This window comes from Rummeliibacillus sp. TYF005 (assembly GCF_003844195.1).
Classification (GTDB): domain Bacteria; phylum Bacillota; class Bacilli; order Bacillales_A; family Planococcaceae; genus Rummeliibacillus.
Genome location: NZ_ML122547.1, coordinates 42536 through 66404, shown reverse-complemented (window position 1 = coordinate 66404; position 23869 = coordinate 42536). Strand labels below are relative to the sequence as shown.

Sequence of the window (23869 nt, the reverse complement as noted above, 5' to 3'; positions counted from 1 at the left end):
TACACACTCCCTATTTTTTCTTTTTCATATTTACACGAAGCTTTTTCAATGCAATCCATAAACAAAGACTAGTAATCAAAGTATAAAAAATCAGATATCCAGCCCAAACTGGAAAATGAATTTTTGTTAACTCATAAAGGGAATCTGACATTTCTGGAGTGATTAATGTCATCATTAAAGCGATTGGGTTAATCATTGCCCAAAAATGTGTCAAAGGTGCTGGACTCATCTGCGAAGGTGGAGTGTTTTGCACCATGCTCATACCAATCATAAAGAAAAATGCCGTAATTCCCGTCAAAAATAACATTGCTCCATATGTCGTAATCATTGAAATAATCGTTTTACGAATTAGCGTCGAAAACATAATGCCAATACTCGCAATCGTTATCATAGTTACGATTAAATAAGCGAAAATGATTAATAATTGTCCTGGCGAAATACCACCAAAAAGAAAAACTAAACTATAAAGTGGTAACCCAGCTATTAAAAGCAAAAACAGAAATACTATAGATGAGCTCATTTTCCCAAAAATAATTTGGAACGAGCTTTGAGATGTTGTTAGTAAAATATTCAAAGTTTGTTTCTCACGTTCTGAACTAATAGCTCCTGCTGTTAAACCGGGTGTGATAAATAAGATTAACGCAAGTTGTACATATGTTAACATGCCAAACAAAATAACACTTTGTTCAGGGTTGATGAATCCACTGCCAGTAAAATTCGTAGAAATAAAGATAAACCCAAAAACAAAGATACTTAAAACTAAAAGGTAAAATAAGATTCCTGCAAAACTTTTAAACGAACGAAAACGAAGCTTTAACTCTTTTATTAGGACTGGATTATTAAATGTGGATTTCATACCTTTTCCACCTCCTCTGTAATTGCCATAAAGACATCTTCTAAATCTTTTTCCTCCTCACCAAAAGAAAGAATCGGTAATTCATGTTCAACCATCTTCCTTAACAATTTCATTTGATCTTCATCTGTACCATTAAAGCGGAAATTCACCTTGTAATCTATAATTTCAATAGAAGAGACAAACGGGATCTCCTCGAAGTATTGTTTCGCCATTTTCATGTCATATCCAGCTTTGTATTTCACTGAAATATATTTTTCACCCATAAGTTGTGCTTGAATTTCAGCTACAGAACCATGTGCAATTAGCTTACCTTGTTCAATTACTCCAATTTCATCACACATTTCAGCAAGTTCTGGAAGTATATGAGAAGATATCAAAATAGTCTTCCCCATGTCTTTCAACTGTTTTAAAATATCACGCATTTCCACTCGAGCTCTTGGATCTAGTCCCGATGCAGGTTCATCTAATATTAAAACTTTCGGGTCATGGATTAACGTTCGAGCGAGACATAAACGTTGTTTCATCCCTCTAGATAACACATCTACATATTCATAACGCTTATGTGACAGATTTACTAACTCTAATAATTGAGGGATCAATTTTTCCCTTTGTTTAGCAGGAATACCATAGCTAGAACCAAAGAAATCTAAATACTCTTCTGCCTTTAATTGATCATAAACACCAAAAAAGTCTGGCATATAACCAATTAGCTTGCGAATCTCTTCTGGATTTTGCATTATATTAATACCATCAATAGTCACTTCTCCATCTGTAGGTTGTAATAATGTAGACAATATTGAAAATGTTGTGGATTTACCTGCTCCATTTGCACCGACAAATCCAAAAACTATCCCTTCTTTTATAGTGAGATTGAGCTCATTTAAGGCGTAAAATGAGCCATACTTTTTGGTTAATCCTTTTATTTCTATCATTGTTTAACCTCCCCTTTTAATTGAAGAGTAGGAATGTTTGTATGTTGATCATCAGACATTTTCCTATCAAGTTTAAATTTGATAAGACCCTCATCCGAAATATAATCTTTAACATTTTTTGTAATTGTGAACCTACCATCATTAATAGCTTCAAAACTTGAAGTTTTTACGTTTAAAATCTGGAGTTGTACATTTTTGGGATCTGTATTAGCTAGCTGTAATTCTGTCCATTTGAATTTTTTATCTTGCAGCATTTCTGGAATCACCCAATCGAAATCATAGGTACCTTCCTCAATGTACCAAGATGAACTGTTTTCAGGTCTATCGGCCATAGCTGAATTAGAAGTAGGAATGATATCGTAAGTCATAGAATTAGCTGGTAATACAAACTCACCTGTTAAATTTGTTTTTGGGTTAAAACTTTGAACGAGCAAATTGACATTTGACATGTCTGCTTTACTGTCTTTTAAAGAAATCGGCGTAATAGCATCATCTACCCATCCTACGAGTGCAGGTTGCTCTTTTCCTACGATTAAGTCATAAGCAGCATTTTTTAACATTTCCTTACGTCCATTCATGATATCTTCTTGATTTTTCACTTGATTAGGATAATTTGAGTAAATTGGCATTGCAGGCAATAAAAGAGCTCCATTAAACGTTTGGGTAATCTTCAGCGTTTGCTCTGGTTTGATGGAACCTAACTTCAACCACTGGCTTCCATACCATATTGATAAATCTTTTACAGTATAGGGTAAATTGTTTTTTACAGTTCCTTTGATCGCACTGTCTTCTACTTCAATATCAATATCAAAACTACCTACATTTCTCATTTGCATCTCCCCAGCAATTGTTGAAACAGACCAATAGCGATTATTAAGTACTGTAATTTTATTTTCCTTTTGATAATGTTCTAAAATTCCTTGTTTGTGAATTGTTCCTCCATTATTAAAATTACGTATCAATGTTGACGTACTATTTGTTGGCGTTGTAAATGTGAAATCACCACTGCTATTCGTTAATAACGAATTCATATAATAGCCATTCAAGCTATCGTCTCCATCAATCTTATATACAGCTGATTGTTGGATTTGTGGCTTTGATAATCGATCCTTTGCTCCATATCCAAATACTAAAATAGAAATGAACAATGAAAGTGCAGGAATAATCCACCAAGCATATTCTCGTTTGTCTTTCCTTTTCAAGAGAAAATACAATAATGGTCCAACAACGATAATATAAATCGCAATAATGATAATTAACAGTAAGGTTGATACTTGAAATGTCGGGAACATTTCATTCACAGAAGTATTCCCCTCTGTAAAGTTTGCAAATTGGTAATTTGCATTAATATTACTAATTGCATTGAAAGGAATAATTCTTTGCAATAATTCTCCATAATTTTTTTCTGTAGAAAGTGGCTCATCACCCAATGAAAAAGCTGTTTGAATAATTTGCCCATCTCCTAGACCACTTTTTGCAGCTAAAATATGATTATTTAGTTCCAGAATAGTTTTTACTTCTGCGTCTGCTTTTTTTGCTTTATAGGAAACTATCTCATTAGAAAGCTTAACATCTTTAAACTTTTTCTGAATATCTTTAGACTGTGTTTTAACTGTTTCATCGCTTAAGAATAACGGTAAAAAATCTTTGAATATTCCGATTTCCCCATCTAAATTGTCAGATGCACCAATTAGCAATGTTCCACCTAATTTTACCCACTCTAACAAGGATTGTTGTTCTTCTTCCTTCAAAGAAGAAATTGAATATTCGTCGACAACAACTATATTTGCCATTGACCAGCCCTTTGCAGTTGTAGGTATTATATCTTGTTTCAATCCACCGAGATGAATAATTTCCGTAGAATCAGTTGAGGAAGTCGATGAAAGTGCAGATAAACGGTCAGTGCTATTCGTAAAAGTTAAGATGAAATTATTACTTCTATCATAAACTCGAGGGTTAATCTCCTCGTCGCCGGTAAAACGTATTTCTTTTCCTGTTTTCCAATTACCCTCATATATATGAATCATTTGATTTTTACCTAAATTATTTGAATATTGGTTTGAAAAATAATCTAGCATAATTTTAATAGACTTCGTTTCATTTGATCCGATTTCTAAGGGTGTAACGATTCCCATTCCACCACTATATACATGTTCATTGTCAATGACAATCTCACCTGAAAATGCATCCCCCTTATTTGTTATAGTCAACAATACAGGAAGACCTTTTGTTTCTTTCGCCTTATTGTCTAATCCTGAATGCACTTTAACAGTCAGATTGGATTTTGCCGATACATCTAATGAGAAGGTTGATAAAATATTTATAAATAAGACCACACATGTAAAAAGTATCAACAATCTCTGCTTCATATTAAACGCCTCCTTTTCTTCTCTCTGATACTAATACGAAATTTCATTATATTAGGTTCCATTTTTGGCACATTCGATAATAAATTACATTTTTCTACAAAATAAAAGAGCTGAAGGTCATCCTTCAGCTCTTACTATTTTAAATTTTATATACCATAATATCGTAAAAAACGTTCAACAAATCGTACATTTACTTCGATCAAATCTTCATCAGGTTGAATGGAAGCATGATGTAATCCATATTCTGTATTGGCACCGCCCCAGAACATGGCACCTGGAATATCTTTTAAGAAGAAACCAAAATCTTCACCAGTCATTGCAGGTGGACATTCATAAGGTACGACTCCTTCAGTTTCTTCAGCGCATGCTAATAGAGCTTTAGCACATTGTTCTTGGTTATATACTTGATAATACGAAGAGCCATAGTCAATTTCTACTTTACATTCGAAAGCAATTTCAGTTGCTTTACATAACGCTTCTATTCTCTTCTTAATAAGCGACATTGAGTCTGCGGACATTGTACGAATTGTGCCCTCTAATCTTGCATTTTCTGCGATTACATTTTGGACATATCCTGAAGTCATTTTGCCAATTGTAATAACTCCACTATCTAGCGGGTTTAAGTTACGACTAACAATCGTTTGGAGTTGCAACATTAAATTTGCGGCTGCAACCGACATATCCTTTGTATGGTGAGGATATGCAGCATGACCACCAACTCCTTGAAGATTGATGAATAATTCAGATGTATTTGCAAAAAGCATTCCTGGACGTGTAGCAACCGTACCAACTGGATATTCTGGTGCAATATGCATTGCAAAAATATAGTTAGGAACTAAATCTGGACGTTCTTTCTGCATCCACTCTAGCATTGGTTTTGCCCCACCTGGTCCCTCTTCTGCTGGTTGAAAATAGATGATAATCGTATTTTCTGGTTGTTCTTTCGAAAAGGCTTCTACTAATCCAAGTGCAATTGTCATATGAAAATCATGACCACATGCATGCATAAAACCAGGATGCTCAGATTCATACGGTAATCCGGTATTTTCTTTAATAGGCAATGCATCGATATCCGTACGCCAACCTATTTTAAGTTGTGGATTTTTCCCCGTAATTGTAACAATGATACCTGTTTTCCATGTATCAATCTTAAAATATGGCTTCCACAATTGTTCAATTATATTGAGCAAATATCTATGTGTCTTTTTTTCTTGAAAGCCTATTTCCGGAATTCTATGTAAATCCCTTCTGATTTCCAATAAAGACTTCATCGTAACAACCCCTCTTATAATTGACGAAGATCTTGCATAATTTCTGTTTTAGATTTTGTTTTTTCATCGATTTCTTTAATAACTTTTGCAGGTGCACCTACTACTACAGTATATGGAGGGACGTCTTTTGTCACAATCGCACCAGCTGCAACAACAGCACCTTCTCCAATTCTGCAGCCTTCTAATACAACTGCATTGGCACCAATCATTACATTGTCTTCTACTATTACTGGATCTGCACTAGGTGGCTCAATCACACCTGCAAGTACAGCACCTGCCCCAATGTGACAATCTTTACCTACTGTAGCACGACCGCCTAATACTGCATTCATATCAATCATTGAACGATCACCAATTTCAGCACCGATATTAATGACGCTTCCCATCATAATAACAACATTATTACCAATCGTTACTTGGTCACGAATAATTGCACCTGGTTCAATACGTGCATTAATTCCCTTTAAATCTAAAGTTGGTACAGCAGAATTGCGGCGATCATTTTCAACTACATAATCTTCAATAATATTCTTATTTGCTTCTAAAGTTTGTTGTACTTCAGCCCATTCACCAAATACTACAATAGAATTGCCTTCACCAAAAACCTTACTATTTTCTCCAAATGCTAAAGATGAAACATTCTCACCCTTTATATAGACTTTTACAGGTGTTGCTTTTTTAGCATTTGCTAAATACGAAATAATTTCTTGCGCGTTTAATTTTTGCATTCGACAATTCCCCCTATAAATTTGAAAATATGCCCTTATTGTACACGAAAAGCAAGAATATTTCATTTATTTTTTGAATAATCATACAAACATTCTGCATGTTTTTTCACAAGCTCTACAAATGCTGCTACTTGTCTAAGTTCAAATGAAGACTCATAACCAATTAGCCATGTGTCACGGGTTAACTCAAATTCTTCTTCATTATTTGTTAATGGTATCTTATTGACCTCTTCTTTTCCGCTTAATGTAATGGATGGTAAAATAGCGTACCCTATTCCATTCAGCGCCATTTGTTTACAAGTTTCAATTTGATCTACAGTGATTTGGTGACGAGGATTGGACGGAAAATGTCTTTGCCACCATTGTTGAATTTCTTGATAATAATTCGAATCACTCTTAAATTGGATAAAGGGTCTTTCTGTCTTATATACATCCTCTATCGAATTTATTTCCGTATCTACTAAATATAATGTATCTCGAAAAAGATGCTGTTTGGCACCTTTCCAATCTGTGTGGCCACGTACAATCCCAACATGTGCTTCTCCATCGTAAAGTGATTTTACAATTTCTGAACTCCATCCAGTTATAAGAGATATTTTGGCATCTGGATATTGTGTCACAAAATCCTTTAATACTTTTGGTAACCACGTATGGCCAACAATAGATGCACAAGCGATTTTCAATGTACCATGCACCTTTGAATTTAATGATTGAATGTTTTCATAAATTTCTTCTTTTTTTGTAATTATTTCAATAGCGTATTGAATAACTAGTTCACCGGCTGGTGTTGGTGTCAATCCTTTTTGTGAACGTATAAAAAGTTGAGCACTCCAATCTTTTTCAATGGATTGTAAACGTTGGGATAAGGCTGGCTGGGACAAGAATAATCGTTCAGCAGCTTTTCGCATATTCCCTTCTTCAGAAAGCACTTTGATGATCTGAGCTTCTGTTGTTGTCATTCAAAGAACCTCCTTTTCATAAAACCAGTTATACTTATCTTCATACAGATTTGATGAATTTTCAATCCAAATATCTTAAAAGCAAAAAGAAAAGGCCCTGATAAGGACCTTTTCTTAATTTTCATATTTAATTATTTACTTGATAAATATGTTTTTTTAATTGCTTTAAAATTACACGTCTCGTCATAATACCTACGAATTTTCCTTCATCATCAATTACACATAAGAACGCATGGTTAATAACAAGATCTAAAGCCTTTTGGAATTTATCATGAATATTTAATGTCGCCACTTTCGTGTCCATAATGTCATTTACTTTTATTTCGTTTAGTTTTTCAAATTCGATATGATCGAGCCCTAATATAGATTCTGTAATCATGCGTATACTAAGTAAACCATGTAGACGGTATTGTGCATCAAGTACTGGGATGGATGAGTACCCTGTTTTGGTCAGTACAAGCAATGCGTGTTCTGCACTATTTCCTAATTGGACATGCGCAACTTTTTCAGAAGAAATGATTAAATCTGCTATAGGTGTTTCAAGGAAATCTTTACTAGTCATAGAAATCATAGTATTCTACTCCTTCACTTGTTCAAAATCGAACAAAACTACAATTTCATCTTACCATATAGTATTCAAAGATTTCCAATACTGTACGTGAAAGCATTTACATTTTTCGTATTTCTAAAAAAGTTGCCATGCTATGAGCGCAATTCTTATCTATAGAGCAGAATATAATATATAATGACAATCCCCATAAAAATACCAGAAATAATATAACACCAAATAATGGGGTTTAACATTGTTGGGTTATTTTCTACAGTTTCCGAATACGATTCATCATAAGGTCCACTTTGTGCTCCTTGATTTTTTGCAATTTTTAACGTCCATATAAAAGAAATCGCACTAATCAGTATCACAACAAATATTAATGGCCAAGTCCATACGCCCATAGAAAACCTTCTCTCTTTTTTAGTGCTTATTATTCCACTTTATATTCCACTTTATTCATGAAAAATATTGTATTATTGCACATTTAAAAATTATCAAAGTTTTTCCTCCAAATAATCAAGGTGAGTTAATACAATAAAAAAAATAAAGACGGCTAAAGCCATTTCATTAGCTTTAAATCGTCTTTAAATTCATATATAAGTTAGGATAACGGTATGTTTTTCATCAATTGATCGATTGGAACTGGTTTACTAAATAAAAAGCCTTGTGCCTTTTTGCATTGTTGATCCTTTAAGAATCCAACATGTTCTTCTTTTTCCACACCTTCTGCAATGACATCTAACCCAAGACTATGTGCCAAGTGAATAATTGTCTTGGCTATTGCTCTATCTTTTTCATCATTATCCATATCTCTTATAAACGATTGATCAATTTTAATAATGTCTATTGGATATCTTTTTATGTAACTTAACGAAGAGTAGCCTGTACCAAAGTCATCAATTGAAATAATAAGCCCCATGCTTTTTAGCTGCTTTAATATGATCATAGTATCTTCGGCATCTGTCATCGAGCTTTCGGTAATTTCAAGCTCCAACATTTTAGGATTAACATCATATTCACTTAAATATTGGAAAATTTTAGAAGATAACTTAGCTTCTCTGAATTGTTTAGGTGAAATATTGACAGCTATTCTTATATTGGAAATGCCACAAAGTTTCCATTCTTTTAACTGTTTACAAGCTTGTTCTATTACCCAATCACCAATTTCAATTATGAGACCCGAGTCTTCGGCTATCGGTATAAACTGTCCAGGAGAAACAAATCCAAATTTTGGATTTTTCCACCGAAGTAATGCCTCACAACTTGTAATTTTACCAGTTTCCAATTCAATTTGCGGCTGGTAATATACTTCTAGCTCTTGTTTCTCAATTGCTCTACGTAAATGTGCTTCCATGAGGGCCGTATTTCGAAATTGCTCTTCCATATCACTATGGTAAAAATCAAATCCTGAGCGCAATTTTTCTTTTACGTAGAGTTGTGCTTGGTTTGATTTTCTTATTAGTTCATCAATATTTCCTCCATCATTTGGAAAAGTCGCAATACCTATAGATGCTGATATAGATAATTCTAAGTCCTCTACTATAAACTGCTCCTTTAAAATATTAATGATTTGGATTGCATAAGATTTTATCTCTTCTTTCGTAGCGTTTTGAATAACAAAAATAAAATTATCACCGTTTAATCTATATAAATATCTAGACTCACTAGTTAATCTAGAGATACGATTGACCACTTCACATAAAATAGCATCTCCAATAGCAGATCCATACGTCTCATTAATCTTCTTAAAACGTTCCAGATCAATGGACATGATTGCTACTTTATTTTTTCTTTGCTTAGCTGTTTCTACAAAATCTTGAAAATGCTTGGTTAGTGCTTTCTTATTCCATACCCCAGTTAATTGGTCATGATAAGTTAGATACGTAACACATGAATTTTCCAAGCTATAAGGTGTGATATCTCGTAATATTAACAATATTTTGCTTACTTGTTGTTGTTCGATTATCGGAATACTCTTAGCGAATATATTTAATGTTTTCCCATCGATTGTTTTAAAACCACATTCCGCTAGTTCAATTGGCTTTTGCAACTTTACCGTATTTTTAATGAACTTTTGCACAGTTTCTTTTGAAAATACCGAGATGAATTCATAAAAGGACTTACCATTTATGTTAGAACTTTTGTAACCAAATTTTCCGTTCGCTATATGATTAGCATTGATAATAGTACCATTAGCCTCAATCGTAATAATTGGATCTAAATTATGTTCAAACAATACAGAAGGTGAGGCTTGTTTTGTATTATTTAAGGCACAAAAATAGTAAGAATTTTTTTCTTCATGAACTACTAATAATGTGATTTTATAATTTTCTCCAAGTTGTTTTGTTACGATATTGCTTTGTGTATTTTCTAGCAATGTCTTTAATGGTAACCAAATATCTTTTGGTAAATAATCCTTTGCAATTTGATGTTCTTTTTGAAGATTTCCAAACTGCTTTTTACATCTATCATTCACAAAAACAACAGAATATGTATCTGCCATGCGATGAATTACGAAACTAAATGCATTTGTATCTAACTCACTATAATAATTAGCCATATTATGCAAAGTCGTAAGGTCTAAAGTTGTCCCTTTCATGTCATGCCTCCAATGAAAACATAAACTATATTCCTATGATAATCGATTTCAATGAGAATTCATATAAAAATTAGACTTATTTTTTAATCTTTTAATATAAATAACCTAAAAAGCACTCGCTGATTTTAGGTATTAAGACCTTATTTATAATAATTATAACTTAGAACCCACTAAAACAGATCTTCTTATTAATAAAGGCTAACTAGAAATCATGCCAATAGGTAGACGCCACTAGCTCTATTCCTCATCAACTAACCCATGGAAAGCCTCTTTCAAGAAAATCTCTTGGCTATTAATCCTAGCATCAGATTTTTTCTTTTCCTTATATCGATATACGCCATCTGCCCCTTGTACACGAGCTTTTACATTATCCTCTAATTCAGTTTCTAATATCTTCATAATACGTTTTTTTATCTCTGTATCAAAAATCGGAAATAGAATCTCAACACGTTTAATCATGTTCCTTGTCATCATATCAGCAGAGGATAGATATAAACGATTTTCTCCATTATGATGGAACCAGTAAATTCGCGAATGTTCCAAAAATCTACCAACTATACTGATGACCGTAATATTTTCACTAATGCCCGGTATTCCTGGTCTTAAACAACAAATGCCACGAATAACCAACTCAATACGGACGCCGGCAATTGAAGCTTCATACAATTTCATGATTAACTCTTTATCGGTTAAAGAATTCATCTTCGCGCGAATATGTCCTTTGCCAAACTTTTTATGGCATAAAATCTCTTCATCTATTAACTTGATAAACTCACTTCTAATATCGAATGGAGATACAACAAGATGATGGAAATTTGGTTTTTCTGTATACCCACTTAAATAGTTAAAGAAGTTCGTTGCGTCAATACCAATTTTTTTATTTGTGGTGATAATCCCCATATCCGTATAGACTTTTGCCGTTGCATCATTATAATTTCCCGTTCCTAAATGGACAAATCGTTCAATCCTACCTTGGCGTTTTCGAACGACTAGTGTAATTTTAGAATGAGTTTTTAAATTATGCATCCCGTAAATCACTAAACAACCTGCTTGTTCTAATTCTTTCGCCCAATGTACATTATTTTCTTCATCAAATCTTGCTTTCAGCTCAACTAAAACAGTCACTTGTTTACCATTTTCAGCTGCTTGCTTCAAGGCTTGGATAACAGGTGAGTTTCCACTCACTCTATATAAAGTTTGTTTAATCGCAAGAACTGTTGGGTCAACAGAAGCTTCTGTTACAAAGTCGACAATTGGCGCAAATGACTCATATGGATGATGGAAAAACAAATCTTGTGTCAATGCCTTTTCAAATAGATTCTCGTCGGATTGCAAATCTAATGGCGCTTGTGGGATAAAGCTCTCATACTCTAAATACTCTCTTCCTTCACTGATTGCCTTACAAAAAGAGAATAAGAATGTTAAATCTAAAGGGCAATCTACACTATAAACATCTGCTTCCCAATCTTCTAAAACTTTCAACAAATATTGTAAAACATCTTGATTCATCTCGCCTGAACGGACTTCGATTCGGCTAACAGCCCCCCATTTTCTCTTTTTTAACTCTTTTTCAATTTCAACAAGAAGGTCCCGTGCCCCTTCTTCATGAATTGTTAAATCTGCATTTCTTGTCAACCGAAAAGACTGAACAGATTTCACTTTATATCCCAAAAATAGTTTATCGATATTTGAAATAATTACATCTTCTAATAGAACTCCACGAATTTCATCTTTGGCAGTAGGAAGCTGGATAAAGCGTTCTAATACAGATGGTACTTGTACGACTGCTATTTTTTCTCGAAATTCAGGTTCAGCTACTTCATGCTCTAACTGCACGATTAGATTCATCGTTTTACTTAGTAATGTTGGAAAAGGTCGATATGCATCTACTGCTACAGGTGTTAATACAGGAAAGATAATCTCTTCAAAGTATTCATTCAAAAACGATTCTTGTTCTTTATTTAGTTTCTCTTTTTTCTGTAAGTATACTTTTTCTTTAGGAAGTTGCTTTAATACCAAATCTTTATATACTTCTGTTTGACGAGCAACTAATGCTTGTGTACGTTCTAAAATTCGAGCCAATTGTTCTTTAGGTGTAAGCCCTGACTTATTTTCTGGTTTATGAAAACCAGCTCTAACTTGATCTTGCAATCCAGCTACTCTAACCATAAAGAATTCATCTAAATTAGAACTAAAAATAGCTAAAAATTTTAATCGCTCTAATAATGGATTATTTGTATCCTCTGCTTCTTGAAGAACTCGCTCATTGAACGCCAGCCAGCTAAGCTCACGGTTATTATAATATTGTGGTTTTGCAATTTCTGTATAATCTATTTTTGTAGCTTCCATACCTTAACCTTCCCCTTCAATAAAATGTAAGTTAACATCCTCTATAAAAAGTTTATCAATATGTTTTTTCTGCCGGTTTACTTTATAGATTTCTGCTAATGCACTTCCTTTTGTATAGATGAATACATCAATTATTTGTGCATTTCGCCTAATAACTACGTCCTTTACAATTTTCCGTTTAGATGCATTTAGTGCATAGACGAACTTCAGTAGGGACCCTAGTCCTTGAATTTGCTTTAACTCATCTTTTGTAAACCACGACAAGAATGGAGCAGCATATCTTCTAAAGTCCTCTTTGTTTTTATATGAAGCTAATAACGCTAAACGTATCCGATCTTTATGATTTAAACCATCAATTGAACGATTAGACAGTAAATAAAATGTATGTTGGCTCGCTGAATCTGCTTCAATATATTCCCCTAGATAAAATAATTTTGCAGCTTGTTTCAACATCGCCAAGCTTTCATTTGAAAACTGTAAAATACTAAACCGGCAAAATTCTTGATATACTTTTTCGCAAAGTGACGTAAAATATTCATTGTTTTCTTTAGACTTTCCAAATTCTTCCGCCAAAAATTTCACATTGTATTCTGAAACATGATGTTTGTCAAAAGCTTTCGGGTTCTCCTTTATTATTTTTTCGATTACTAGACCTTCTCTAAGACCTTTACGGCTAAACTGAAAAATTGGACTTCCTACAACATCCATCAATGCTTGAAAAACTTCTAGTACCGGCGCAATGATATCCGCTCGATCACTTGATAAACCATCAAGTTGTTTTAACTCTTCGTAACTTAGTCCAGCAATTTTCACTCGAATCTCATCAAAATCCTCTTTTTTCATTTTATATTGATGAATACCAGAAATAGGATAGCCCTTTTTATGTTGGTCTATTTTAGCCATATTACGTGCGCTTCCACCAATTCCAATAACAGGTAGACTAAGCCCTTGTAACCACTTTAAAGAAGAAAACTGTTCTTTTGCAAACTGGTAAATGCTATTTCGTTCCTCACTTGTTAATGTATCGTCTTTCATAAACTGCTGTTTTAACGATACAGAACCAAAGGGAAAACTATACGAATACATAAGCTCTTTATCTTTATAAAGCGTAACCTCCGTACTCCCTCCCCCCATATCGATCGTAACTGCAGATGGTGTTGATAACGAATACACAACAGCTAAGTAACCATAGAAAGCTTCCCGTTCTTCAGACAATAACCTAATATCAATGCCAATCTCCTTTTTTATCTTCATAAGTATATGAGGTCCATTTGTAGCTTGGCGAACCGCAGCTGTTGCAGTTGCTAGAACATTGGTTATACCATAGTCATGTAACATCATTTTAAATGTATCTAGAACATTTAGTAACTTTTCGATACCATCATTAGATAATTGACCATTGGCCAATAAATAGTTTCTTAATCGAGCAACAACTTTAATATTTTCGATTTCTTTTAATCCACGCTTTACATCATACTTGTACAAAACTAGTCTAATTGTATTTGAACCAATATCAATAACAGCTATTTGATCATTTTTCACTAAATCACATCCTTTGTTTTCACCACTCTCTATATACATCGTGGTGTAATATTGGTATCATAGTATATTATAGATTGAATGGTCAGAATCTTCCCACATTCAATATTACTTATTATTTTCTTATAAAAGAAAGGTAGGTTTTCTATGAGTAATCAGCATAAAGATATCGAAATTGCTACTGCTATTTATACGGTAAATAAACATGCAAAAACCGCTCTCGACAATCAACCACTTTACACATTAAAACGCCTAGCTCTAGAGAAAATGATTCATACTGGTCATGCCAAAAAGTTAGGGCTGCATTTTGTAAAAAATCCACGTTATAGTCAACAACAATCCGCTGTAGTGATAAAATGTTCTGATTATTATTTCCACACATTACCGAAAAAAGAAGACTTTAAAAAACTACCACACTTAGGACATCTTGATGACACATATAGAAACCCTCGTAGGAAGATGAGTCTCAATTTAGCTAAGAGCATATTAAAGGATTATTTAGATTTAGAATGTTCTGAACAATCAACAAATAAATCTAGACTAACACCTAGAAAAATTTACGAAGAAAAAAGGAAACACGAAAGATTTAAAAAAAACAGTTATTTTTACGGGCATTAATGTAATGTTATTACAGAAAAACCGGAATCCGCTAAATGCTGACATCCGGTTTTTCACTTATAACTTATTATAGAATATATTCATCCACTTTTAGTATTAACTCCGCAATCTCTGGTTTACTTATTTGATCTTCAGCACCGACTTCTTCACCTTTATGGCGTAAATCATCTGTAATTAGGCTTGAGAAAATAATGATTGGTAATTTTTTTAAGATTGGATTTGATTTTACTTGTCTTGTTAAGTGATGTCCATCCATTTGTGGCATTTCAATATCTGTCACCATCAACTGTACGTAATCGCTGATATTATCTGTTTTATCGGCAATACTCAATAGATAATCCAATGCATCTTTCCCATTTTCAAAAAACTCAACATTTACATATCCAGCTTCATGCATTGTATCATGCAGTAATTTACGTAAGAGCGGTGAATCTTCTGCAATAATAATTTTCTTTTCTGAGCGCTCTCTTTTCCCCAGTTTCTTTACAGATGCTATATTTATACCTGAATCAGGATTAATATCAACCATAATTTTCTCAAAATCTAACAACAATAACATGAAGTCATCTCGTTTAATGACACCAATCACTTGTGAATTACCGCCTTGATAGATTTCTGTTGGTTTTTCAATTTGGTCCCATGAGAATCTATGAATTTGAGTAACATTATCTACATGAAAAACAACACGTTGTCTATTAAATTCTGCAACAATATATTTTTGTTGCTCGCTGTAGGCTGTATTCACTAATCCCAAAACTTTCTTCATATCCACAACTGGCAATACTTCACCACGTAATTGTATAATACCTTCTACATGTGGGTGTGCATGAGGAATGAACGTTACAGGTATTGGTTGGATAATTTCTTTTACTTTAATAACATTAATTCCAAATTTATTTGAACCAACTTCAAATTCAACAATTTCAAGTTCGTTTGTTCCACTCTCTAGTAAAATCCCCTTATTCTCATTCATTCATTTACCCTCCTGAAAAACTACTACTTTATTACTTTAATTGTATCATAATTGAATGATTGATCATATATCAATTCGTGACATTCGTCCGAACTCTTGTATGGAATATCAATCCGATTATTGTCATAACGATTAAAGTAGCTAGCGCAATCCTACTTGCAATCGTCCCGTAATCCTTTAGTAATAAAGTCACAGTCCCATAAATAGCTGGTCCGATAATAGAGGACACTTTTCCTGAAAAAGCAAACAGCCCAAAGAATTGTCCTTGTTTATCTTTTGGAGATAATTCTATGATTAATGTTCTGGAAGTAACCCACATTGAGCCTAAAGAAATACCAAACAAACTTCCAGCAATCCAGAACATCCATGGCTCTAGTGCTAGTACAGCAATGCTTAATGCCACGATCATCAAGAGCGATACCCAAGTAACAGCAGGTTTAGCTCCAATTCTTTTCGTTATATAACCAAATAGAAAAGATCCTATTATTGATGAAACTGTAGACACTAAGTATAGTAGTATAAACTCACTAGATGTAAATCCGACTATTGCTGTTGCATAAATAGCCATCATAGCAATGGTTGTAGCGATAGCATCATTTATAAAAAAATAAGCAATCATGAAAGTAAATATCGCTTTATATTGCTTCATATCTTTGAACGTTGCAATAATTTCTCTGTAGCCCTCGAAAAATGAACCACTTTTTCTTTCACTTTTAGCAATTGGATGGTCTTTATTGAAGAAAAAAATAGGCAAAGAAAAAAGAAAATATAAAACGGCTGTTGGTATAAACGCATTGTGAAACTGGGAATCACCAACATAAAGATAAACAAGTAAACCAAATAACGTTCCTAAATAGCCAATGCCGACTCCAAATCCAGAGATTAAAGGCATTTCCTCTTTTGTTCCTAAATCGGGCATCATAGCATCATAAAATACTAGACTAGAGTTGAAAAAGAATTTAGCGATTACAAAACTAACAACTACTAAAAATAAAGTAATAGGAATGCCATCCTTCGATAATCCTAAATTTAGGAAACTAAAAACCCCCATCAAAAAGGTGAAAAGGATTGAAATGGAGGCAAATAAAACGATAAATTTCTTTTTCTTACCTGTACGGTCAATCCAAACTCCAAATAGCGGTGAGAAGATTACTAAGAAAAAGCTTGCGATGGCATTCGCATAGGATATAAAAGTACTAGCAACTTGTTGCTTTACTTCATCAGTACCAAGTGTTTCATCCATGTAAAAAGGGAAAAAAATTGTATTAATATTCGAAGAGAAAATGGTGTTTGCAAAATCATAAAATGCCCATGACAAAATAGGTAACGATAAAAACATCGCAATCGTACTACGCGAATTTTGTGATCGAAATTGATTCATCTTCTTTCCTCCTTCTCTCACATTTATAATATTCCATCTATAGATGAAAAATCCTATTTCATCCATATTCTTAACAATGTTTTACACAACTGAATTTCACAATTCTATTTCTTTATTTTTTCTATAATCTATAGAACAAAATCTATTTAAAAAATAAAAAGCCACAAAAGTTTTTACGATAAGTAAAATTTTCGTGGCTTTGTTTTAAGTATTCTTCTAGTAATTGTTCTCTACTAAGGTGACGCTTTCACACTGCTCCAAATTACTTGTAAAAGTCAATTAAAGCTTGCGTGCCATTATTGTCATAACCTCTAGCAGATAATTCATCATACATTTTTTTTGCTAATGCAAGCCCAGGTAGCTCAAGTTTCATTATTTCAGCTTCCTCTAATGCAATACGCATGTCTTTTATAAAATGCTTTATATAAAATCCAGGTTCTAAATCTCCCTTTACCATCCGTGGTGCTAAATTACTTAATGACCATGATCCTGCAGCACCTGCAGATATGGATTCTAACATGGTATCTATATCTAATCCAGCTTTCTTTCCATATGCTATGGCTTCACAAACCCCTATCATATTCGTTGCAATAGCAATTTGGTTGCACATTTTAGTATGTTGTCCTGCTCCTGCTTGTCCTTGATATACGATATTATTTCCAAATACCTCAAGTAAAGGAATTACTTTTTCAAATACGCTTTTTTCTCCCCCTACCATGATTGATAGCGTACCGTTTTGAGCTCCAATATCCCCTCCAGAGACTGGCGCATCAAGGGCATCTATTCGCAAAGATTTTGCATGATCTGCAATTTTTATCGCTAATGTTGGTTGTGAAGTCGTCATATCAATAACAATTGCTCCAGGCTTAGCCATAGCGAAAATACCTTGATCTCCAAAATATACATCTTCTACATCTTGTGGATATCCGACCATAGTAAAAATCACTTCTGATTCTTTCGCTGCTTCTCCTGCTGTGCTAAACCATTTTGCACCTAACTGGATTAAAGACTCTGCTTTTGCCTTTGTACGAGAATATATATGTACCTCATGACCTGCGGCTAATAAATGCTTAACAATGCTAGCACCCATCACACCTGTACCGATAAAACCAATTGATGACATAAAGAACCCTCCAATGATATAGATACTATAAAAAGAATTTTCTGATTTTTAAAAGTGTTTCCTTTAAAAATCCACTAACAACATGCATATTATATCATGATTTTTTAGCAAAATTTTTGTTGTATGGCAAAAAAAGAGCAGATACAATCTGTATCTGCTTTAGAAAGGGGGAAATGAGATTGTTACTGTGTTCTTTAGTACTATTCCACCCTTTAAAATATTTATACCTTAATTTAAAGAAATAAATATCTAGTTTTATGGTTAGAACGGTTCAATGTTTTATCACATCAATTTTTTATAGTATAATCATTAAATTTTTTATTATTTTGCATTTGATAATCATTTAATAATTGATCTAGCTTTTTACTTAAGCGGATGGTTTCAACATTTGAAAAACCGTTCTCAATTCCAGAGCGAATCATTTTCTCTCTTGTTTTTTCCAACTTTTTTAAGATGGATTCAGACATACACCATCCTCCTTTCAGTAAAATTCATGTTCATTATTATACTATTATTTCCACTTTTTCGGATATGAAATTTCCGACATTATTCGACATGTTAACTTCTTGCTTCTTTTAAATATACATAAACAATATTGCCATTTTGATGAGCAATTCCTCTAAAGTGTTTGAAATCCTCTCTTTTAACAAGTTCTTCTCTAAGCTCATAAAATTCATGTTTATCAACTCTAATTTCTTGAATTGTACCGTTTTTAAGCTCTTCAAGTTTATTTTTATAATCATTCATAGTAAAGACTTCCTTTTTCCTTTGTTTATTTTTACTGTGCTTATATTATTCCCCTTTTCATTCAGCCATTTTATCCTTTTTATCCTGATTTACGTATGGATATTTATCGGTTTAACCATAAATGTTTGAAATAAAGAACAATCATTCATATAAAATTCAATTTCAAAAATAAAATTCATCTTCTATACATATATTACTTTACTGTTGAACAAATTTAAGGCAAACTGTAAAGTATTAGAAAATGAAAGGGGCTGAATTTTATGAAAATAGCTGAAGTTGGAAATATCATTGAATTTGGTGATGGTCTTCAAGGAATCGTTGAAAAAGTTAATGAAAACTCAGTAATTGTTAATCTTACTTACATGGAGAATTTTAACCAATTCGACATGGAAGAAAGAACTGTAGTAAATCATAAACGCTATAAAATTTTAGCAAACGCTGCCGAAAAATAGCGAAAAAATCTACGTCATACATACTATCTCATCATCAGCTCGATTAAATTCGTAGAGATTATTTATAGCAAAAACCAGTATGCTACCTGTTTAAATAATAGGTAGCATTTTTTGGATTTTTAGTTGCTCTGTAGGAGCTAACGAAAAAAATTTTAAAATCATTATCGTATTGCAATTTTTATATTTTTATTTGTGGACTAAGAAATATAATACCTTATTATTCCTATTATTACCACTTAAAAGAATTTTAAACTTAATTCCTCTTAGTTAACATTTTCATGGAAACCATATAATTACTTTTATAGCTCAATAAAAAACGAGTGATGATTTTATCTTCATCACTCACTTTCATTTTAATACGATAAATCCTTAATGGATAATCCGAGTTTTTTTAATAATTCGATTGCTTGATCCTTTTCTTCGGGAGATAAAGCACTCGTTAAGTTATACAACTGCTGTTCGTGTCTTGGAAAAAGCTCGTCCATAAATTTGCTACCTTCATCTGTAATCTCTGCATATGTAATACGACGATCAGATGGACAAGATATCCGAGCTAAGTATCCACGTTTCTCCAATTTATCTATTACATATGTAATAGAACCACTTGCCAACAATATTTTGCTACCAATTTTTTGAAGTGGTTGTCGACCTTTATGGTAAAGTAATTCCAATACTGCAAATTCAGTTGGGTTTAAGCCATTTTCTTGGAAGAATTGATTCGTACATTCATGAATTGCCTTATTTGCTCTTGAAAGAACAATAAACAATTTTAATGATTGTTTCACTTCTTCTGTTGCCATAATATTCATCCTCTATATTCTTTATGTTAATTAAAAATAATTATAGCGATACATCAGAAGCTTTGTCAAAGAAGCATTCCTCAAACTGGATAATAGAGATTTTTCTGAACTTGTAAATTGCTAAAACTCATTTTTTCTTCAGCTACTTGGCTTTTTTCGTTTTTAACCACAACAGGAAATACGATTTCAAAAGTTGTTCCTTCTCTTTCTTTACTTGTCACGAAAATTTCCCCATTATGCTCCTCTACCGTCTTTACAACAAATGGTAACCCTAAACCCGTACCCTCTGGTTTTGTTGTGTAAAATGGCATGAAAATATTTTGCAATTGTTGCTCAGACATTCCAGTTCCTTCATCTTGAACAGTGATTGTTACTTGGTTTTGATAATCATAGCTACAATTAATCTTAATACTCCCTCCAGTAGGCATTACTTCTATTGCATTTTTTAGTAAATTAATAAATACTTGTTTCATCTTATGTTTGTTTCCTAAGATATGATCTTCACCTAAGTTACTTTCTTCAAACTCTATACGAATATTATGGATTAATGCTTGAGGCTGCATTAACTCTATTGTTTCCTTAAGCAGTTCTCTAATGGAAATAACATTCATTTCATAGTCTCCAGGCTTAGAAAGGTTTAGAAATTCATTTACAATGTTTTCGATTCTTTGAATTTCACTGTCAATAACAGACAAATAGCGTTTATTTTCATCAGTTGCAGTCATTTTCATCAAATCTGTAAAACCTTTTAGCGAAGTCATCGGATTCTTAATCTCGTGTGCGATACTTGCTGCCATCTCACCAATCATTTGGAGTGTTTGCTGATGTTCTATTTGCTTAATCATCATTTTCTTCTCAGTTTCATCACGTAAAATGGTAAGGTGAATATCTGCTAAACAATCATAATTGCTCATTAGTTGGACATAGCGAATGCCTTCTTTTGTTGGTACCTGAATGGTCACTTCAGCTTTCCCAGTATCAAATAATTTCTTGAAAAAGCGTCGAATTTTATTTCTATCCTTTGGAAATAATGTTAGAAGTATCTTTGCGTATTGTCCTATAAATCCTTTACTCGTTATGTTAAGAAGTCTTTCAGCCATTTCATTTATTTCTATGATTTTACCTTCTTTATCTGTTAAGATAAAGCCGTTTCCAGGTTGATCAAATACTCGTTTATATTTTGTTTCGATATCATAATGTTTTTCAATTTTAGAAGGTGCTTCTGAATAATGAAAGCATAGTAAAATCCAATCGTATACATCTGAATAGTAGCTAGTTACTTTCATATCCTCAATTTTGTAGTAAATCGTATCAATTGTCATTTTCTCAGCTATATACGAATGAGTTTTAGCATTTTCAATCATCTTTTTCCATGTTTTAAGGGATTCTATACTAAACCAACTAGTTATATTAACATCTTCTTCGATTTGTAATAGATTTAAAGCTAAGTCATTTGCATACAGTACATGATATCTATGATCCAAAATTACGATTGGTTCTTCACAATCTTCAAACGAAAAATCAAAAGCTTGAAAAATTTCCCTAGTCATTTAGATAATCACCAAGCCCTTCTTTTTTAATCAACATAATATGAATCTTGTCCAAAAACTATGACAATCTTTTTAACTTCATTATAATAATAATGTCTGTATATATATTTGTTCTAATATTCAGATTATTCCACAACTTTCCTTTATTTAGAATAGGAATTTTTACTTATTGTATATTTAAATTGTATCTTATCTATTATTCTAATAGTTTGATGTAAAATATTCAATATATTACCACAATAACTTTTTTGATAGGAGCTTCATTTTCATGAACATTGTACTTGCAACATTAAACGCCAAATATATCCATACAAATCTTGCTATAAGATATTTAAAATCTTACGCCCAGCCTGAATATGACGCTGTTTTAGCTGAATATACGATTAAAGATCCCACTTTCAATATCGTATCAGACCTTTATCAAAAAAAGCCAGATATTATCGGATTTAGTTGTTATATTTGGAATATTGAGGAAACTATGCGTATTATCCATATGATTAAAAAAGTAAGTCCTAACACGAAAATTGTACTAGGGGGTCCAGAGGTATCCTACGATGTACATGACTGGCTTCAAAGAATAAAAGAAATTGATTACATCATTATGGGCGAAGGTGAATTATCATTTAAGCAATTACTTCACTATTTCCACGGTAAACTACCACTTGAGGAAGTACCCGGGATTGCATATATGCGCGATGAAAAAGTCATTATTCATCCAGCTGCACCTAAAATAGATTTGCGTAATTTGCCAAGTCCTTTCCGTTTCGAAGAAGATGTACATCATATTCCAAAACGTATTGCTTATATTGAAACAAGTCGCGGTTGCCCATTTAATTGCCAATTTTGTTTATCTTCCATCGAAGTAGGAGTACGTTACTTTAATCGCGAAAAGATTAAAGATGATATACGCTACCTAATGGAACACGGCGTCAGAACAGTGAAATTTGTCGACCGTACTTTTAATATAAGTAGAAGTTATGCGATGGAGATGTTCCAATTTTTAATAGATGAACATAAGCCAGGAGTAGTATTTCAATTTGAAATTACAGCTGATATTATGAGACCTGAAGTTATTCAGTTTTTAAATGAGAACGCACCAAAAGGTCTATTCCGCTTTGAAATTGGGATCCAGTCGACAAATGATTTAACAAATGATTTAGTAAAGCGTAGACAAAATTTTGCCAAATTATCACGAACTGTGAATATGGTAAAAGAAGGTGGAAAAATCGATCAGCACCTTGATTTGATCGCTGGATTACCTGAAGAAGATTATATGAGTTTCCGCAAAACATTTAACGATGTATTTGCAATGAGACCTGAAGAACTTCAGTTAGGCTTTTTAAAATTATTACGTGGTACTGGTCTTCGTTTACAAGCAAAACAATACGGTTACCAGTATGTCGATATGGCACCATACGAAATTTTTTCTAACAATGTACTATCCTTTGAGGATATCCTTCATATTAAACAAACGGAGGATATTTTAGAAAAGTATTGGAATGATCATCGTATGAATGGAACGATTGAATTTTTAGTTACCGATGTATTTGATACTGCATTTGACTTTTTCCAAGAGTTCGGAACATATTGGGATGAAAAAGGGTGGTCTCGTATTGGACATCAGCTAGAAGATTTGTTCACCCGATTGCTGGACTTTTTAGAACAACGTGGTAATGCACCTATTGATATCGTCACAAATTTGATGCAGCTTGATTATTTGAAGGCTCAACAATTCCAACCTCGTAAAATTTGGTGGCAACATCGAGTACTTGAGGATAATTCGAAACAAATTTTTAAAGCATTACGAGAAAATCCAGAAATTGCTGGAGAACAATTTGCCGAAATGAATCTCAGCGAAAAGGATTTATACAAACACACGCTTCTAACTCCATTTAATATTGATTATGAAGCATATCAAAAAGGGACAATTAAAAAGCAAAAAGGATATTTACTCACTTTCTTCCGTAAAAATGGTTCACCCTACTTTGCTACAATCGAAGCAGCTAAGTTTGAATAATGCTCTAAAATCTTTAGAAATGAACTAGCCGTAAAATGCAAAAGAGGAAAACT

Annotated in this window: 21 protein-coding genes; 3 read left to right on the top strand and 18 right to left on the bottom strand. The window is 33.0% G+C overall.

What is annotated here, in order from left to right; genetic code table 11:
* Positions 1–10: 10 nt before the first annotated feature.
* The 11 genes from CW357_RS06100 to CW357_RS06050 form a co-directional block, all read right to left on the bottom strand.
* On the bottom strand, positions 11–856 hold the full coding sequence (locus tag CW357_RS06100) for an ABC transporter permease (protein ID WP_124217597.1): 846 nt from the start codon (positions 854–856) through the stop codon (positions 11–13).
* Entirely contained in the window at positions 853–1788 is a 936-nt protein-coding gene (locus CW357_RS06095) for an ABC transporter ATP-binding protein (RefSeq protein ID WP_119414707.1), read from the bottom strand. The genes CW357_RS06100 and CW357_RS06095 overlap by 4 nt, the downstream gene beginning before the upstream one ends.
* Entirely contained in the window at positions 1785–4157 is a 2373-nt protein-coding gene (locus CW357_RS06090) for a hypothetical protein (RefSeq protein ID WP_124217596.1), read from the bottom strand. Before CW357_RS06090 ends, CW357_RS06095 begins: the two co-directional genes overlap by 4 nt.
* Before the next feature lie 146 nt (positions 4158–4303).
* Entirely contained in the window at positions 4304–5428 is a 1125-nt protein-coding gene (locus tag CW357_RS06085; RefSeq protein WP_119414705.1) for an N-acetyldiaminopimelate deacetylase, read from the bottom strand.
* A gap of 14 nt (positions 5429–5442) precedes the next feature.
* The gene (dapD, locus tag CW357_RS06080; protein ID WP_119414704.1) at positions 5443–6156 is read right to left on the bottom strand and encodes a 2,3,4,5-tetrahydropyridine-2,6-dicarboxylate N-acetyltransferase; all 714 of its coding nucleotides are present in this window, start codon (positions 6154–6156) and stop codon (positions 5443–5445) included.
* A gap of 62 nt (positions 6157–6218) precedes the next feature.
* A complete protein-coding gene (locus CW357_RS06075; RefSeq protein ID WP_119414703.1) occupies positions 6219–7115 on the bottom strand; it encodes a LysR family transcriptional regulator in 897 nt (298 codons plus the stop codon).
* 127 nt (positions 7116–7242) lie between these two features.
* On the bottom strand, positions 7243–7686 hold the full coding sequence (cbpB, locus tag CW357_RS06070; protein ID WP_119414702.1) for a cyclic-di-AMP-binding protein CbpB: 444 nt from the start codon (positions 7684–7686) through the stop codon (positions 7243–7245).
* Between the two features lie 146 nt (positions 7687–7832).
* On the bottom strand, positions 7833–8069 hold the full coding sequence (locus CW357_RS06065) for a short-chain dehydrogenase (protein ID WP_119414701.1): 237 nt from the start codon (positions 8067–8069) through the stop codon (positions 7833–7835).
* Between the two features lie 200 nt (positions 8070–8269).
* Positions 8270–10267, bottom strand: a complete 1998-nt coding sequence (locus CW357_RS06060; protein ID WP_119414700.1) for a GGDEF domain-containing phosphodiesterase — start codon at positions 10265–10267, stop codon at positions 8270–8272.
* A gap of 237 nt (positions 10268–10504) precedes the next feature.
* Complete coding sequence (locus tag CW357_RS06055) at positions 10505–12616, bottom strand: RNA degradosome polyphosphate kinase (RefSeq protein ID WP_119414699.1); 2112 nt, start codon at positions 12614–12616, stop codon at positions 10505–10507.
* Positions 12617–12619: 3 nt separating this feature from the next.
* Entirely contained in the window at positions 12620–14158 is a 1539-nt protein-coding gene (locus CW357_RS06050; protein ID WP_124217595.1) for a Ppx/GppA family phosphatase, read from the bottom strand.
* A gap of 144 nt (positions 14159–14302) precedes the next feature.
* Here CW357_RS06050 and CW357_RS06045 point away from each other — a divergent pair, with 144 nt between their 5' ends.
* Entirely contained in the window at positions 14303–14773 is a 471-nt protein-coding gene (locus tag CW357_RS06045; protein WP_124217594.1) for a YkyB family protein, read from the top strand.
* A gap of 67 nt (positions 14774–14840) precedes the next feature.
* Here CW357_RS06045 and CW357_RS06040 read toward each other — a convergent pair whose 3' ends face one another.
* The 5 genes from CW357_RS06040 to CW357_RS06020 all read right to left on the bottom strand — a co-directional run bounded on the left by CW357_RS06040 (position 14841) and on the right by CW357_RS06020 (position 18997).
* Positions 14841–15746 (bottom strand): chemotaxis protein, encoded by a 906-nt coding sequence (locus CW357_RS06040; RefSeq protein WP_124217593.1) that lies wholly within the window; start codon positions 15744–15746, stop codon positions 14841–14843.
* A 70-nt stretch (positions 15747–15816) separates the two neighbouring features.
* Complete coding sequence (locus tag CW357_RS06035) at positions 15817–17127, bottom strand: MFS transporter (protein ID WP_124217592.1); 1311 nt, start codon at positions 17125–17127, stop codon at positions 15817–15819.
* Between the two features lie 262 nt (positions 17128–17389).
* Positions 17390–18250 carry an NAD(P)-dependent oxidoreductase gene (locus tag CW357_RS06030; protein WP_124217591.1) on the bottom strand — a complete coding sequence of 287 codons (861 nt, stop codon included), beginning with the start codon at positions 18248–18250 and terminating at the stop codon, positions 17390–17392.
* Positions 18251–18537: 287 nt separating this feature from the next.
* Positions 18538–18717 carry an aspartyl-phosphate phosphatase Spo0E family protein gene (locus tag CW357_RS06025; RefSeq protein WP_119414693.1) on the bottom strand — a complete coding sequence of 60 codons (180 nt, stop codon included), beginning with the start codon at positions 18715–18717 and terminating at the stop codon, positions 18538–18540.
* Between the two features lie 91 nt (positions 18718–18808).
* On the bottom strand, positions 18809–18997 hold the full coding sequence (locus tag CW357_RS06020) for a hypothetical protein (RefSeq protein ID WP_119414692.1): 189 nt from the start codon (positions 18995–18997) through the stop codon (positions 18809–18811).
* 260 nt (positions 18998–19257) lie between these two features.
* On the opposite strand from CW357_RS06020, the gene CW357_RS06015 reads away from it, so the two are divergent.
* Positions 19258–19449, top strand: coding sequence for a YkvS family protein (locus tag CW357_RS06015; RefSeq protein ID WP_119414691.1), 192 nt, complete (start codon positions 19258–19260; stop codon positions 19447–19449).
* A gap of 353 nt (positions 19450–19802) precedes the next feature.
* Here the strand turns inward: CW357_RS06015 and CW357_RS06010 are convergent, their stop codons facing one another.
* A complete protein-coding gene (locus tag CW357_RS06010; protein ID WP_119414690.1) occupies positions 19803–20249 on the bottom strand; it encodes a MarR family winged helix-turn-helix transcriptional regulator in 447 nt (148 codons plus the stop codon).
* Positions 20250–20329: 80 nt separating this feature from the next.
* Entirely contained in the window at positions 20330–21799 is a 1470-nt protein-coding gene (locus CW357_RS06005) for a PAS domain-containing sensor histidine kinase (RefSeq protein ID WP_119414689.1), read from the bottom strand.
* A 268-nt stretch (positions 21800–22067) separates the two neighbouring features.
* Here CW357_RS06005 and CW357_RS06000 point away from each other — a divergent pair, with 268 nt between their 5' ends.
* Positions 22068–23816 carry a B12-binding domain-containing radical SAM protein gene (locus CW357_RS06000; protein WP_124217590.1) on the top strand — a complete coding sequence of 583 codons (1749 nt, stop codon included), beginning with the start codon at positions 22068–22070 and terminating at the stop codon, positions 23814–23816.
* Positions 23817–23869: the final 53 nt, after the last annotated feature.

Bases quoted from the DNA above. Each gene is read 5' to 3' on its own strand.
- CW357_RS06045 (WP_124217594.1), top strand. From the start codon at position 14,303: ATGAGTAATCAGCATAAAGATATCGAAATTGCTACTGCTATTTATACG.
- CW357_RS06035 (WP_124217592.1), bottom strand. From the start codon at position 17,127: ATGAATCAATTTCGATCACAAAATTCGCGTAGTACGATTGCGATGTTT.
- CW357_RS06055 (WP_119414699.1), bottom strand. From the start codon at position 12,616: ATGGAAGCTACAAAAATAGATTATACAGAAATTGCAAAACCACAATAT.
- CW357_RS06090 (WP_124217596.1), bottom strand. From the start codon at position 4,157: ATGAAGCAGAGATTGTTGATACTTTTTACATGTGTGGTCTTATTTATA.
- CW357_RS06095 (WP_119414707.1), bottom strand. From the start codon at position 1,788: ATGATAGAAATAAAAGGATTAACCAAAAAGTATGGCTCATTTTACGCC.
- CW357_RS06030 (WP_124217591.1), bottom strand. From the start codon at position 18,250: ATGTCATCAATTGGTTTTATCGGTACAGGTGTGATGGGTGCTAGCATT.
- CW357_RS06100 (WP_124217597.1), bottom strand. From the start codon at position 856: ATGAAATCCACATTTAATAATCCAGTCCTAATAAAAGAGTTAAAGCTT.
- CW357_RS06020 (WP_119414692.1), bottom strand. From the start codon at position 18,997: ATGAATGATTATAAAAATAAACTTGAAGAGCTTAAAAACGGTACAATT.
- CW357_RS06075 (WP_119414703.1), bottom strand. From the start codon at position 7,115: ATGACAACAACAGAAGCTCAGATCATCAAAGTGCTTTCTGAAGAAGGG.
- CW357_RS06065 (WP_119414701.1), bottom strand. From the start codon at position 8,069: ATGGGCGTATGGACTTGGCCATTAATATTTGTTGTGATACTGATTAGT.
- CW357_RS06060 (WP_119414700.1), bottom strand. From the start codon at position 10,267: ATGAAAGGGACAACTTTAGACCTTACGACTTTGCATAATATGGCTAAT.
- CW357_RS06025 (WP_119414693.1), bottom strand. From the start codon at position 18,717: ATGTCTGAATCCATCTTAAAAAAGTTGGAAAAAACAAGAGAGAAAATG.
- CW357_RS06015 (WP_119414691.1), top strand. From the start codon at position 19,258: ATGAAAATAGCTGAAGTTGGAAATATCATTGAATTTGGTGATGGTCTT.
- CW357_RS06010 (WP_119414690.1), bottom strand. From the start codon at position 20,249: ATGGCAACAGAAGAAGTGAAACAATCATTAAAATTGTTTATTGTTCTT.
- dapD (WP_119414704.1), bottom strand. From the start codon at position 6,156: ATGCAAAAATTAAACGCGCAAGAAATTATTTCGTATTTAGCAAATGCT.
- CW357_RS06085 (WP_119414705.1), bottom strand. From the start codon at position 5,428: ATGAAGTCTTTATTGGAAATCAGAAGGGATTTACATAGAATTCCGGAA.
- cbpB (WP_119414702.1), bottom strand. From the start codon at position 7,686: ATGATTTCTATGACTAGTAAAGATTTCCTTGAAACACCTATAGCAGAT.
- CW357_RS06040 (WP_124217593.1), bottom strand. From the start codon at position 15,746: ATGAATGAGAATAAGGGGATTTTACTAGAGAGTGGAACAAACGAACTT.
- CW357_RS06000 (WP_124217590.1), top strand. From the start codon at position 22,068: ATGAACATTGTACTTGCAACATTAAACGCCAAATATATCCATACAAAT.
- CW357_RS06005 (WP_119414689.1), bottom strand. From the start codon at position 21,799: ATGACTAGGGAAATTTTTCAAGCTTTTGATTTTTCGTTTGAAGATTGT.